This is a genomic window from Nocardioides sp. CPCC 206347, assembly GCF_048654605.1.
In the GTDB taxonomy this organism is placed as follows: domain Bacteria; phylum Actinomycetota; class Actinomycetes; order Propionibacteriales; family Nocardioidaceae; genus Nocardioides.
Genome location: NZ_JBMCYZ010000003.1, coordinates 348,045 through 361,361 on the forward strand (window position 1 = coordinate 348,045; position 13,317 = coordinate 361,361).

Consider the following 13,317-nt stretch of genomic DNA (forward strand, 5'->3'; position numbering starts at 1 on the left):
GGTGACCCATGACTGACACGATTCTTGCCCGTCACCCGCGGTCGGCCGGGGTCGTCACCCCGGCAGGGCAGTCCCGCACGCACCGCGCGGCCGGCACCGAGCACGACCTCGTCCAGGTCAAGGACCGGGCCCGCAAGGCCCGCCTGGGTCGCAAGCGGTCCATCCCCGGCGCCCGGCTGCTCGGCCCGCTCCTGATCATCGCGGTCTGGCAGGCCGCCGCCTCTGGTGGGCTCCTCGACCCGCGCCTGCTCACCGGTCCCGACGTCGCCCTGAAGACCGGGTGGGCCCTGATCGAGAACGGTCGCCTCCAGGAGAACGTCCTCGCGTCCCTGCACCGGGCCATGCTCGGTCTGGCGCTCGGTGTCAGCGCGGGCGTCGTCCTCGCCATCGTGGGCGGCCTGACCCGCATCGGTGAGGCCTTCGTCGACGGCACGCTGCAGGTCAAGCGCGCGATCCCGAACCTGGCGCTCATCCCGCTGCTCATCCTGTGGCTCGGGATCGGCGAGGAGTTCAAGGTCGCGGTCGTCGCGCTCGGCGTGCTGATCCCGATCTACATCAACACCTACGGCGCCCTGGTCAGCATCGACAACAGGTACGTCGAGCTCGCCGAGACACTGCGGCTGAGCAAGCTGCAGTACATCCGCAAGGTGCTGATCCCCGGCGCGCTGCCCGGATTCTTCCTCGGGTTCCGGCTCGCCGTGGTCGGCTCGTGGATGGCGCTGATCGTCGTGGAGACCATCAACGCGACCTCCGGCGTCGGCTACATGATGGCCCAGGCGCAGCTCTACGCGCAGTCCGACATCATCCTGGTCGGCCTCGTGGTCTACGGCATCTTCGGCTTCACGTCCGACTCCCTCGTCCGCCTGCTCGAGAGGAGGGTGCTGTCGTGGCGACGTACCCTGGCCAGCTGACCCTTCCCGCGCTCCGGACGGGCACCGACGTGGCCGTCCGGGCCACCGACCTGGTCCGCTCCTTCGGCGAGCGCACCATCCTCGACAGCATCGACCTCACCATCAACCGGGGCGAGTTCGTCGCCCTGATCGGCCGCAGCGGCTCGGGCAAGTCCACGCTGCTGCGGGCGGTCGCCGGCCTCGACTACGACGTCGCCGGCTCCGGTGAGCTCTGGGCTCCGCAGCGGGTCTCCCTGGTCTTCCAGGACTCCAGACTCCTGCCCTGGCTGCGAATTCTCGACAACGTGGTCCTCGGTCAGCGGGGGGCAGCCCGCCAACGCGGCCGGGAGGTGCTGGCCGAGGTCGGCCTCGCCGGCCGCGAGAAGGCCTGGCCCCACGAGCTGTCCGGCGGCGAGCAGCAGCGCGCCGCGCTGGCCCGCTCGCTGGTCAGCGAGCCGCAGCTCCTGCTGGCCGACGAGCCGTTCGGCGCGCTCGACGCGCTGACCCGGATCAAGATGCACGGCCTGCTGCGCGACCTGTTGAGCCGGCACGATCCCGCAGTCCTGCTCGTCACCCACGACGTCGACGAGGCCATCCACCTGGCCGATCGCGTCCTGGTCATCGACGAGGGCCGCTTCACGCTCGACCTCCGGATCGACCTCCCCGAGGGACATCCGCCGAGCCATCCGGGCTTCCAGGCCTACCGCTCCCAGTTGCTGGCCGCCCTCGGCGTCATCGAGGACCTGCCCGCCCCATCCCGCCAGGAGAACCACGCATGACTCGCAAGCACCTCCACCTCAACGCCTTCATCATGGACGTCGGCCACCACGAGGCAGCCTGGCGGCTGCCCGAGTCCGACCCGTACGCGATCTGGGACGTCGAGTACTACAAGTCGGTCGCCCGGATCGCCGAGCGCGGCAAGCTCGACTCGATCTTCTTCGCCGACAGCCCGGTGCAGGGCAACGACCCGGCCCGCCGGCCTCCCGGCAAGCTCGAGCCGACGGTCCTGCTGACCGCCATCGCCGGTGCCACCGAGCACATCGGCCTGATCGCGACGGCCTCGACGTCGTACAACGAGCCGTTCAACCTGGCCCGCCGGTTCGCCTCGGTCGACATCGCGTCCGGGGGCCGCGTCGGGTGGAACATCGTCACCACCGCTGGTGCCGAGGCCGCCCGCAACTTCGGTCTCGACGACGTACCGCTCCACAAGGACCGCTACGACCGCGCGGACGAGTTCGTCGACGTGGTCACCAAGCTGTGGGACAGCTGGGACGACGACGCGACCATCGCCGACAAGGACGGCGCCGTCCACACGCGCAAGGACAAGGTCCGCGCCATCAACCACCGCGGCCGGTTCTTCCGGGTCGACGGTCCGCTCAACTCGCCGCGCCCGCCGCAGGGCTGGCCGCTGCTGGTGCAGGCCGGGTCGAGCGAGGACGGCAAGGAGCTCGCCGCCACCTGGGCCGAGGCGGTGTTCACGGCGCAGCAGACCCTGGAGGACTCGCAGGCCTTCTACGCCGACCTCAAGCAGCGCACCGCCGGGCACGGCCGTAGCCCCGACAGCATCAAGATCCTGCCCGGCATCGTCCCGGTCATCGGGGACACCGAGGCCGAGGCCCGCGAGCTCGAGGACCAGCTGGAGCGGCTGATCAACCCCGAGCACCAGAAGCGCAACCTGGCCAAGCGCTTCAACATCGACCCGGAGCTCCTCGAGCTCGACGAGCCGCTGCCGCTCGACCTGCTCCCGAAGGAGGACGAGATCGAGACCGCGAAGAGCCGCTACACGCTCATCGTGGACCTCGCCCGGCGCGAGAACCTCACGCTGCGCCAGCTGATCGCCCGGCTCGGCGGCGGCCGGGGCCACCGCACCTTCACCGGTACCCCGGTGCAGGTGGCCGACACGATCCAGCACTACTTCGAGAACGGCGCGGCCGACGGGTTCAACATCATGCCCGCCGTGCTGCCCTCGGGCCTCGAGGCGTTCGTCGACAAGGTGGTGCCGATCCTGCAGGAGCGGGACCTGTTCCGCACCGAGTACGAAGGCAGCACGCTGCGTGACCGGTACGGCCTCGCCCGTCCGGCCAACCGGGTCCACCAGGTGTCCGAGGAGAGCGCCTGATGGGCACCGACGCAACCTACGGGTCGCAGCGGCAGCTGCACTTCAACCTGTTCATCCACGACACCGGCCACCACGAGGCGTCCTGGCGCCTCCCGGAGTCCGACCCGCACGCGAACCTCGACCTCGCGTACTTCCAGCGGCTCGCGCGGATCGCGGAGGACGCGAAGTTCGACTCCCTGTTCCTCGCCGACGGCCCGGTGCTGTTCGGTGACCCCGGCCGGCGCCCGTCCGGCCGGCTCGAGCCGACCGTGCTGCTGACGGCACTCGGCGTCAGCACCAGCCGGATCGGCCTGATCGCGACCGCGTCGACGTCGTACAACGAGCCCTACAACCTGGCGCGGCGGTTCGCCTCGGTCGACCACCTCTCCGGTGGCCGGGCGGGATGGAACATCGTGACCACCGCCGGCGACGCGGCCGCCCGGAACTTCGGGCTCGAGGGGCAACCGCTGCACAAGGACCGCTACGCGCGGGCCGCGGAGTTCCTGGAGGTGTCCACCAAGCTCTGGGACTCGTGGGCCGACGACGCGATCGTCGCCGACAAGGAGCGCGGCGTGCACGCCGAGGCCGACAAGGTCCGGGCGATCGGCCACCGTGGCCGGTACTTCGAGGTCGAGGGTGCGCTGAACGTCCCGCGCAGCCCGCAGGGCTACCCGTTGCTCGTGCAGGCGGGATCGAGCGAGGACGGCAAGGACTTCGCCGCCCGCTGGGCCGAGGCGGTCTTCACCGCGCAGCCGACGATCGAGGAGGGCCAGGCCTTCTACGCCGACGTGAAGAAGCGCGCAGTGGACTTCGGTCGCGATCCGGACCACGTCAAGATCCTGCCCGGCATCGTCCCCGTCATCGGGGCGACCGATCGCGAGGCCCGCGAGCTCGAGGAGGAGCTGGACCGGCTGATCGCGCCGGAGTACGCCCGCAAGCAGCTCGCCACGCTGCTCCGGGTCGAGCCCGAGCAGCTGGCGTTCGACCAGCAGCTCCCCGCGGACCTCCCGCCGGAGGAGCAGATCGAGGGCTCGAAGAGCCGCTACACGTTGATCGTCGAGCTCGCCCGCCGCGAGCAGCTGACGGTGCGCGAGCTGATCGGCCGGCTGGGTGGTGGCCGCGGCCACCGCACCTTCACGGGGACGCCGGCGCGCGTGGCCGACACGATCGAGCACTGGTTCAGGAGCGGCGCGGCCGACGGCTTCAACATCATGCCGGCGGTGCTGCCCTCGGGCCTGGAGGTGTTCGTCTCCGACGTCGTGCCGATCCTGCAGGAGCGCGGGCTGTTCCGTACCGACTACACCGGTGCGACCTTGCGGGAGCACTACGGCCTGCCGCGACCGTCGAACCAGTTCCTGTCCTCCGGCACCGCGGAGGCCGCCTCGTGACAGCGGTCCCGCCCGCGCAGGACCCGCCCGCGCAGGACCCGAACGCCTGGCTCCGTCGGCTGGTGGGCTACTGCCTGCGGCAGCGCCGTGCCGTCGTGATGGCGTACGGCGCTGCGCTGGTCGCCGCCGTTGCCGCCGCGGCCCTGCCGCTGGTGCTGCGCCACGTCGTCGACCGGGTGGCGCTGCCCGAATCGCTGGTCCTCGCCCCCTGGATCGCCCTGCTGGCCGGCGTCGGAGCGGTCCGCTTCGGTGCCAGCTACCTGCGGCGGATCAGCTCGGGCAAGGTCTCGCTCGGCGTCCAGTACGACCTGCGCAACGACGTCCTGTCCTCGCTGCTCCGCCTGGGCGGACGGAGCCAGGACGACCTGCACACCGGCGAGGTGGTCTCGCGCTCGATCTCCGACGTGACCCTGCTCCAGCAGCTGTTGCAGTTCCTGCCGAACATGGTCGGGAACCTGCTGCTGTTCATCGTCTCGCTGGTCGTGATGGCGTTCCTCAGCCCGTTGCTGACCGTGGTCGCGCTGCTCGTCGGCCCGGCCCTGTGGATCATCGCGCTGGCCAGCCGGCGCGACCTGTTCCCGGCGAACTGGCACGCGCAGCAGGAGGCGGCCGCGGTCGCCTCCGGCGTCGAGGCGGCCGTGACGGGCGTGCGCGTCGTGAAGGGGTTCGGCCAGGAGCAGCGTGAGCTCGAGGACCTCGAGGACCGCGCCCGGCGGCTGTTCTCCTCACGGGTGCGGGTCGCCAGGCTGACCAGTCGCTACAACCCTGCCCTGCAGGCAGTGCCTGCGCTCGGCCAGGTCGGCGTCCTCGCGCTGGGTGGCTGGCTCGCCCTGCGCGGCGACATCACGCTCGGCACCTTCGTCGCGTTCACTGCCTATCTCGGCTCGTTCGTCACGCCGGTGCGCCAGGTCGCGACCCTGCTCACCGTCTGGCAGCAGGCCCGGGCCGGTGTGGTGCGGGTCTTCGAGCTGATCGACGCCGACCCGGGCATCGTCGATGCCGCGGATGCCCGGCCCGTTGCGCAGGGACCGCTCGCGCTCGAGTGGCGGGGAGTCACGTTCGGCCACGGCGACAAGGTCCTCCTCGACGACTTCTCGCTGCGCGTGGAGCCGGGGGAGACGGTCGCCATCGTCGGGTCCGCCGGATCGGGCAAGTCGACCGCCGCATCGCTGCTGCCGCGGTTCTACGACCCGGCCGCCGGAACCGTCCTCGTCGGGGACACCGACATCCGGCACCTCCAGCTGGCCTCGCTGCGCTCGGCGATCGGCTTCGTCTTCGAGGAGAGCCACCTGCTCTCCGACACCGTGCGCGCCAACATCGCGTACGGCGACCCGGACGCCTCGTTCGAACGGGTGCAGGCGGCCGCGCGGATCGCCCAGGCCGACGAGTTCATCGGCCGGCTCCCCAGGGGCTACGACTCCGTCATCGGCGAACAGGGGCTGACCCTCTCGGGCGGTCAGCGCCAGCGGATCGCCCTCGCCCGGGCGATCCTGCGGGACCCGGCCGTGCTCGTCCTCGACGACGCCACCTCGGCGATCGACGCCCAGGTCGAGGCGGCCATCCACGAGGGGCTGCACGCCACCCTCGGGGGCGCCACGGCACGGACCACGCTGATCATCGCGCACCGGGCCTCCACGCTGGAGCTGGCCGACCGCATCGTCGTACTCGAGCACGGGCGGATCGTCGACAGCGGCACTGCTGTCGAGCTCGAACAGCGCAACGCGCACTTCCGGTCCCTGCTGTCGAGCGAGGAACAGCCGGATGAGGTGGGCCTGGACGCCAAGGTCGCGGCCGAACCACATCGGCCGCGCGGGGTCACCGACCACCTGTGGCAACCGCGCCCGGACACGCATCCGAACGCCGAGGTCGGGGCGCGGGTCGCTGCTGCCTACGCAACGGCGGCGGCGACCTCCGGGCCGGGCCGCGCGCAGGCGCCGGGTGGCGGGATCCTGGGCTCGGCGCCGCCGACCGCCGAGATGATCGCCCAGCTCGAGGCGCTGCCGCTGGTCGACGCCGACCCGGACATCCCCGACGAACAGGCCCGCGCGGCTGATCGGGACTTCGGGCTCCGGTCCCTGATCGGTCCCTTGCGGCGCCCGTTGGTCCTGGGACTGCTGCTCGTCGCCGTCGATGCCCTCGCCCAGATCGCCGTACCGGTGCTCGTGCGCCACGGCGTCGATGACGGTGTGGCGACCGGATCGCTGGGTGCGCTCCTCGTCATCGCCGCGCTCGCGGGCGCGGTCGTCGTGGGCAACTGGGGCGTCAACGTCGCGCAGGTCCGGGTCACCGGACGCACCGGCGAGCGGCTGCTCTACACGTTGCGGGTCAAGACCTACGCGCAGCTGCAGCGGCTGGGGCTCGACTACTACGAACGCGAGCTCGGCGGCCGGATCATGACCCGGATGACCACGGACGTGGACGCGCTCTCGAGCTTCCTGCAGACCGGCCTGGTCACCTTCGTGGTGAGCATCCTGACCATCCTCGGCGTGCTCGTCGCCCTGCTGGTGATCGACGCCGGGCTGGCCGTCGTACTGCTCGCGGTGCTCCCGATCCTCGTCCTGTCGACCGCCCTGTTCCGGGCGCGGTCGGTGCCGGCGTACCTTGACGCCCGCGAGCGGGTGTCGGCCGTCAACGCCTACCTGCAGGAGAACGTCGGCCTGATCCGGGTCACCCAGGCGTTCGGGCGCGAGGCGCACAACGAGGAGCAGTTCGCCCGACTGGCCTGGGCATTCCGGGACTCCCGGCTCCACGCCCAGCGGTTGATGGCGATCTTCTTCCCGTTCGTGGAGTTCCTCGGCACCCTCTCCACCGCGGCGGTCCTGGTGATCGGCGCGCGGCAGGTCCAGGCGGGCGAGCTCAGCGCCGGGACACTGATCGCGTTCCTGCTGTACGTCGAGCTCTTCTTCGCTCCCGTCCAGCAGCTCTCGCAGGTCTTCGACGGCTACCAGCAGGCCGTCGTCGGCATGGCCCGGCTGCGCACGCTGATGCGCACGGACACCGGCACGCCCCAGGCAGCCGACGCCCTGCCGGTCGGGGAGCTGCGGGGCGAGATCGAACTCCACGACGTCGGATTCGCCTACAGCGCGGGCGATCGGGACGTCCTGGACGGGATCTCGCTGCGGATCCCGGCCGGGGAGACCGTCGCGCTCGTGGGCACCACGGGCGCCGGGAAGTCGACGGTCCTCAAGCTGCTCGCCCGGTTCTACGACCCCACGCGGGGCTCGGTGCGCATCGACGGCCACGACCTGCGTTCGCTCGACCTCGCTGCCTTCCGCGCGCGTCTCGGCGTCGTCCCGCAGGAGGCCTACCTGTTCAGCGGGACGGTGCGCGACGCCATCGCCTACGGGCGCCCCGATGCCACCGACGCCGAGGTCGAGGCGGCCTCCCGGGCGGTCGGTGCGCACGAGATGGTGGCGGGCCTGGCACACGGGTACTGCACCGAGGTCGGGGAACGCGGGCGCTCGTTGTCCGCCGGCCAGCGGCAGCTGCTCGCACTCGCGCGGGCCGAGCTCGTGGATCCCGACATCCTGCTGCTCGACGAGGCGACCGCCTCGCTGGACCTGGCCACCGAGCGACGCGTCACGGCCGCCACCGAAGCACTCACCCGGCGTCGTACGACGTTGGTGGTGGCGCACCGGCTCACGACCGCCGCCCGGGCGGACCGGGTGGTCGTGATGAGCAACGGCGGGGTCGCGGAGGTCGGCACCCACGACGAGCTGCTCGGCGTCGACGGGACCTATCGCCGCCTGTGGGACGCGTTCACGTCGACCGGCAACGCGGCCAGCATCGACGACCTCGCTGACAGCACCACCCGTTCCTGAGAAACGAAGAGAGAAGGAAGTCCTGTGACCATCCCCTACCGCGCCTTCGGGCGCACCGGCGTCAAGGTCAGCTCGCTGGCACTCGGCACGATGATGTTCGGCGAGCGCGGCAACCGCGACCACGACGACAGCATCCGGGTCATCCACCGCGCGCTCGATGCCGGCATCAACCTCGTCGACACCGCCGACGTCTACAGCCAGGGCGAGTCGGAGGAGATCGTCGGCAAGGCCCTCGTGGGCCGTCGTGACGACGTGGTCCTCGCCACCAAGTTCCACGGCCAGATCGGCACCGAGGTCAACCAGTTCGGCAACTCGCGGCGCTGGATCATCCGTGAGGTCGAGAACAGCCTGCGCCGGCTGCAGACCGACCACATCGACCTGTACCAGGTGCACCGCCCCGAGGACGACACCGACTTCGACGAGACCCTCGGCGCGCTGTCCGACCTCGTGCACCAGGGCAAGATCCGCTACATCGGGACCTCGACCTTCCAGCCGTCGCAGATCGTCGAGGGCCAGTGGATCGCGGAGAAGCGCGGTCGCGAGCGTCCGGTGAGCGAACAGCCGCCGTACTCGCTGCTGGCACGGGGCGTCGAGCGTGAGGTCCTGCCGGTGGCCGGGAAGTACGACCTCGCGGTGATCCCGTGGAGTCCGCTGGCCGGTGGCTGGCTGACCGGCAAGTACCGCCTCGACGGCGCGCAGCCGGAGTCGAGCCGGGCGGGCCGTCAGCCGGGTCGCTTCGAGATCGACAACCCCGACAACCGCGCCAAGCTGGAAGCCGTCGAGGCACTGACGGTGCTGGCCGACCAGGCCGGGATCCCGTTGATCCACCTGGCCCTGGCCTTCGTCCTGGAGCACCCGGCGATCACGTCGGCGATCATCGGGCCGCGCACGCTCGAGCAGCTCGAGGGACAGCTCGGCGCCGCCGAGGTCCGGCTGGGCCGCGACATCCTCGACGAGATCGACAAGATCGTGCCGCCCGGCACGAACCTCTCGAGCCGCGACGCGGGGTACTCCTCGCCGGCGCTCGACGACTCCTCCCTGCGCCGCCGCAACCCGGCGGGCTGACAGGCCGGCAGGCTGGAGGGCGGTCGTGGACCCGGAGGACAGGCCGGGTCCACGACCAGTTGGTGTGACCAGCTGGTGTGACCGAGCAAACCGCCGCCTCGGTGCTGGATCCGGGCTCCCCGGTACGTAGGCTGATCCCTGTCATGAATGCCCCCCTTGCGACGACCGACGCCGTGGCCAGGGAGCGCAACCTGCTCCTCGACGCCCTGCGGGGGATCGCCGTCAGCGGGGTCGTCGGCTATCACATCTGGCCGGGCGCCCTGCCGGGCGGCTTCCTCGGCGTCGACGTCTTCTTCGTGATCTCGGGCTACCTGATCACCGTGGGGTTGTCGGCCGACCTCGGGGCCTCACGTGCCGGGACCTTCCGGCGGTTCTGGGCCCGCCGGGCCCGCCGGATCCTGCCGGCGCTGCTGGTGATGGTGACGGTCTCCTGCGCCGTCGCGGGCGTCCTCGGAGGGCCGAGCGCGGTGCGCCTGCGGGAGCAGGTGGCCAGCGGCCTGACCTTCACGACCAACTGGCACCAGATCGGTACCGGGGAGTCCTACTTCGTCAGCCTGAACCCGCCGATCTTCCAGCACCTGTGGTCCCTCGCCATCGAGGAGCAGTTCTACCTGCTCTGGCCGCTGCTCCTGCTGCTGTTGGTGCGGTTCGTCCGTCGCGACCGCCTGCGCTGGATGGTGGTGGCGGGCCTTGCAGTGGCGAGCGTCGTCGCGATGGCGGTCGGATACTCGGGCTCGGTCGATCCGAGCCGCTTGTACTTCGGGACCGACACCCACGGCTTCTCCCTGGTCCTCGGCGCACTGGCCGCCCTCGCGGGTGGCCCCTTCGTACGGTTCGTGTCGACCCGGCTCGAGGGCCGTCGCGCAGCGGCCGCGAGGGTCTCGGTCCCGCTGGGACTCGCGCTGCTGCTGGTCGCGTTCGCTTCGATGAGCGACACCGGCGCCTTCGCCTACCGCGGCGGGATCGCGGCGATCGCCGCGATGACCGGCGTGCTGATCGTCGTGCTGGACTCGGTGGACCACCAACGGGTCGCGAAGGCACTTCCGCTGGCACCCCTCGTGTGGCTCGGCGAACGCAGCTACGGGCTCTACCTGTGGCACTGGCCCGTCGTCGTGTTCTTCTCCGAGCGATGGGTGACGTCCTCCGGCCCGGCCCTGGCGATGCGCGGCCTGATGGTCCTGGCGACGTCGGTGCTGTTCGCCAGCCTGAGCTGGAAGTACGTCGAGAAGCCGGTCCTGCGCGGCATCCGGATCGCCTGGCCGGAACGTCCCGACCGGTGGTTGGTGCCGGCGATGATGGTCACGGTCGTGGTGGCGATCGGTCTCCACGCGGTGGTGGACTCGCCCAGGAAGACCGTCGCCGAGGACAGCATCGCGGCCGGTGCCGACGCCATTCTCCGCAGCCAGCAGACGGACCTCGCCAGCGAGGATCCCTCCGTCACCAGGCCTGCCGAACCCGCGCCCGGTGTCCAGGTCCCGGCGCCGGTCAAGGACGTCCCCCTGGGCCAGCAGATCACTCTCTTCGGGGACTCGGTCGCGGTGGCCAGCGCGCCCGCCCTGCTCAAGGACCTCGCCGGGATCTCGATCCGCGCCAAGGTGGGTGCCCAGGTCTGGGACGTCGTGGACCAGGTGAAGCGCTTGCGTGAGGCGGGCCGGCTGCGGAAGTACGTCGTGATCGCGCTCGGCGCCAATGGCGCCGCGCCGCGGGGCACCTTCCCCCAGATCGTTGACGCCGCCGGCCCGGGCCATCGCTTCGTCTTCGTCACCGCCCACGCGCCGCGGCCGTGGGTACGGCCCTACAACCAGAGCGTGCGCGCCTTCGTGGCCGCGCACCCCGGGTGTGCCCTGGCCGACTGGCGTTCCGCGTCCCGCCGGGTCTCCGACTTCGCCGACGGCATCCACCCGGGACCGCGGGGTGGGGGAATCTACGCCGACGTGATCCGGCGGGCCGTGCGGAACCTCGCTGCCCAACCCTGATCGGCAGGACCGGATCAGTCGTCCCGGCCGGAACCCAGGGCGCGGGCGGCTGCCTCGGCGTGCAGCTGCCGTACGGCGTCGCGCTGGTCGCGTGCCTGTTGGGCCAGCCGCTCGAGCTCGTCGCGGCTCCACTGCGGCTGGTCGTCGACGATCGTCAGCATCGACTCCCAACCGTTCAGCTTCCCGGCCAGGGCGATGCTCATGGTCTCGAGCTCGACGAGGTCGGTCATGGCAGTACGGTGCAGGAGGCTGCCGTTGGGCTTGAGCCGGCCGAGTCGCTCGCCTGCGCCGGCCACGAGGTTGAGCACAGGGTTCTCGTGGACGCCGACCGCGGACATCATCGTGCGCAGCGCGACCCGTTCCTCGACCAGCTCGCCATGGATGCGCCTGATGACGGAGGCGGCGGGCTCCGCGTGCTCACCGGCCGCGCGGTCGAAGAGGTGGACGCCCGCGGTCGATCCGGCGAGGTGGGTCCGCAGGTAGCGGGCGAGGTGGCTCATGTCCGGCCAGTACCCGGCCGTGTCCGGGGCATCCGCGGACGGGTGACGACGGTCACCTCGACGGCAGGTAGCCTCCCGTGCGTGCCCCAGATCGTCGTCCTCACCGGTGCCGGCATCTCCGCGGAGAGCGGCGTGCCGACGTTCCGTGACGCCGACGGCCTCTGGGAGGGCCACCGCGTCGAGGACGTCGCGACACCGGAGGGCTTCGAGGCCGACCGTGCCACCGTCCAGCGTTTCTACGACGACCGGCGGGCCTCGCTCAAGACGGTCGAGCCCAACCCGGCACACGTCGCGCTGGCCGAGCTCGAGGCATCCCTCGGCGATGCGCTCCTCGTCGTCACGCAGAACATCGACGACCTCCACGAGCGGGCCGGCTCGCGCAACGTGATCCACATGCACGGCGAGCTGCTCAAGGCGCTGTGCCGCTCGTGCCAGGTCGTCTCGCCCTGGGAGGGCACGCTGCTCGACGAGCCGGCGTGCCCGGGCTGCGGTGCGCACGACCTGCGACCGGACGTCGTCTGGTTCGGCGAGATGCCCTACGAGATGGACCGGATCACCGATGCACTCGCCGAGGCGACGCACTTCGTGTCGATCGGCACCTCCGGTGCGGTCTATCCCGCTGCCGGCTTCGTCCAGCACGCCCGGCGCCACGGGGCCCACACGCTCGAGCTCAACCTCGACCCGAGCGAGGGCAGCCACTTCTTCCACGAGTCCCGCCAGGGCCGCGCCGGAGAACTGGTCCCGGTGTGGGTGCGCGAGATGCTCTGGTCCTAGGGCGTGTCGCCCCGGCGGGCCGTGGCGAGCTCCTCGTCGAGGATCTTCGTCAGCCGGTCGCGTTCGGCCGCGAGCCCGAGCGGCCCGAGCCAGTCGAGCACCGTGGCGCGGAAGAGCTGGCCGGACGCGATGACGCGGGGGTCGCAGTGACCGGTCGACTCGAGGGTGACGACGCCGTACAGCGCTGACCACGCGCGCATGTAGACCCACATGAGGCCACGGTCCTCGAGCGGGATGTGCTCGGACTTCGCCGGGATCAGCGGATCGAGCACCGCTTCGCGAACGACCGGGTCGAGGTCGTCCAGCGCCGGGAACGGGAACTGGTAGAGCTCCCAGACCTGCCAGATCAGGTCGGTGAAGAAGTGGCCGGACGTGGAGACCGTGAGCAGCTCACGGCGGTCGGTGTCGCCGGCGGCGATCGGGTTCGCGAAGATGAGCGCGAACTGGCGCGGCTTGCCCAGCGCCCAGTTCCGGAAGCACACGGCGGCGACCACGAGTCGCGCAGCCGGGTCGTCGGCCGGGTGGCGCTCGGTCGCTTCGACCCACTGGGCGGTTGCGGCCTTGTCGAGCTCGAACGCCACCAGGTCGACGAGCTCCTGGTAGCTCGCGACGTAGCGGTAGAGGGCCGGTGCGGTCAGTCCCATCTTCGCTGCCACGGCGCGCAGGGAGAGGTCGGCGCCCTCGTCGAGGAGCTCTTCTGCGGCGGCCACGATCTCGTCGTACGTCGCCTCGCGTTGGCGTTCACGGCGCGTGACGGGGACGCGGATCTGCGGCACGGGGCTCCTCGAGATGGGGGTGTCGAACA

10 protein-coding genes are annotated in these 13,317 nt (G+C 71.2%); 8 read left to right on the forward strand and 2 right to left on the reverse strand.

Translation table 11 applies throughout. The features are described from left to right. Window positions 1-8: 8 nt before the first annotated feature. The 7 genes from ACOACQ_RS13290 to ACOACQ_RS13320 all read left to right on the forward strand — a co-directional run bounded on the left by ACOACQ_RS13290 (window position 9) and on the right by ACOACQ_RS13320 (window position 11,238). The gene (locus ACOACQ_RS13290; protein ID WP_420288467.1) at window positions 9-911 is read left to right on the forward strand and encodes an ABC transporter permease; all 903 of its coding nucleotides are present in this window, start codon (window positions 9-11) and stop codon (window positions 909-911) included. Continuing rightward, window positions 887-1,669, forward strand: a complete 783-nt coding sequence (locus ACOACQ_RS13295) for an ABC transporter ATP-binding protein (protein ID WP_420288468.1) — start codon at window positions 887-889, stop codon at window positions 1,667-1,669. Before ACOACQ_RS13290 ends, ACOACQ_RS13295 begins: the two co-directional genes overlap by 25 nt. Continuing rightward, a complete protein-coding gene (locus ACOACQ_RS13300) occupies window positions 1,666-3,009 on the forward strand; it encodes an LLM class flavin-dependent oxidoreductase (protein WP_420288469.1) in 1,344 nt (447 codons plus the stop codon). The genes ACOACQ_RS13295 and ACOACQ_RS13300 overlap by 4 nt, the downstream gene beginning before the upstream one ends. Further along, window positions 3,009-4,376, forward strand: coding sequence for an LLM class flavin-dependent oxidoreductase (locus tag ACOACQ_RS13305; protein WP_420288470.1), 1,368 nt, complete (start codon window positions 3,009-3,011; stop codon window positions 4,374-4,376). Before ACOACQ_RS13300 ends, ACOACQ_RS13305 begins: the two co-directional genes overlap by 1 nt. Further along, a complete protein-coding gene (locus ACOACQ_RS13310; protein ID WP_420288471.1) occupies window positions 4,373-8,197 on the forward strand; it encodes an ABC transporter ATP-binding protein in 3,825 nt (1,274 codons plus the stop codon). Before ACOACQ_RS13305 ends, ACOACQ_RS13310 begins: the two co-directional genes overlap by 4 nt. Window positions 8,198-8,227: 30 nt before the next feature. Next, on the forward strand, window positions 8,228-9,262 hold the full coding sequence (locus tag ACOACQ_RS13315) for an aldo/keto reductase (protein WP_420288574.1): 1,035 nt from the start codon (window positions 8,228-8,230) through the stop codon (window positions 9,260-9,262). Window positions 9,263-9,405: 143 nt separating this feature from the next. Beyond that, window positions 9,406-11,238, forward strand: a complete 1,833-nt coding sequence (locus tag ACOACQ_RS13320; protein WP_420288472.1) for an acyltransferase family protein — start codon at window positions 9,406-9,408, stop codon at window positions 11,236-11,238. Between the two features lie 14 nt (window positions 11,239-11,252). On the opposite strand, the gene ACOACQ_RS13325 is transcribed toward ACOACQ_RS13320, so the two are convergent. Then, window positions 11,253-11,738 (reverse strand): hypothetical protein, encoded by a 486-nt coding sequence (locus ACOACQ_RS13325; RefSeq protein ID WP_378597230.1) that lies wholly within the window; start codon window positions 11,736-11,738, stop codon window positions 11,253-11,255. Window positions 11,739-11,819: 81 nt separating this feature from the next. On the opposite strand from ACOACQ_RS13325, the gene cobB reads away from it, so the two are divergent. Next, complete coding sequence (gene cobB / locus ACOACQ_RS13330; protein ID WP_378597231.1) at window positions 11,820-12,512, forward strand: Sir2 family NAD+-dependent deacetylase; 693 nt, start codon at window positions 11,820-11,822, stop codon at window positions 12,510-12,512. Here the strand turns inward: cobB and ACOACQ_RS13335 are convergent. Then, window positions 12,509-13,288 carry a TetR/AcrR family transcriptional regulator gene (locus tag ACOACQ_RS13335; RefSeq protein WP_378597232.1) on the reverse strand — a complete coding sequence of 260 codons (780 nt, stop codon included), beginning with the start codon at window positions 13,286-13,288 and terminating at the stop codon, window positions 12,509-12,511. The two genes, cobB and ACOACQ_RS13335, sit on opposite strands and share 4 nt — an antisense overlap. Window positions 13,289-13,317: the final 29 nt, after the last annotated feature.

Coding starts and splice junctions, on each gene's coding strand:
- ACOACQ_RS13320 (WP_420288472.1), top strand. CDS start 9,406: ATGAATGCCCCCCTTGCGACGACCGACGCCGTGGCCAGGGAGCGCAAC.
- ACOACQ_RS13300 (WP_420288469.1), top strand. CDS start 1,666: ATGACTCGCAAGCACCTCCACCTCAACGCCTTCATCATGGACGTCGGC.
- ACOACQ_RS13305 (WP_420288470.1), top strand. CDS start 3,009: ATGGGCACCGACGCAACCTACGGGTCGCAGCGGCAGCTGCACTTCAAC.
- ACOACQ_RS13290 (WP_420288467.1), top strand. CDS start 9: ATGACTGACACGATTCTTGCCCGTCACCCGCGGTCGGCCGGGGTCGTC.
- ACOACQ_RS13325 (WP_378597230.1), bottom strand. CDS start 11,738: ATGAGCCACCTCGCCCGCTACCTGCGGACCCACCTCGCCGGATCGACC.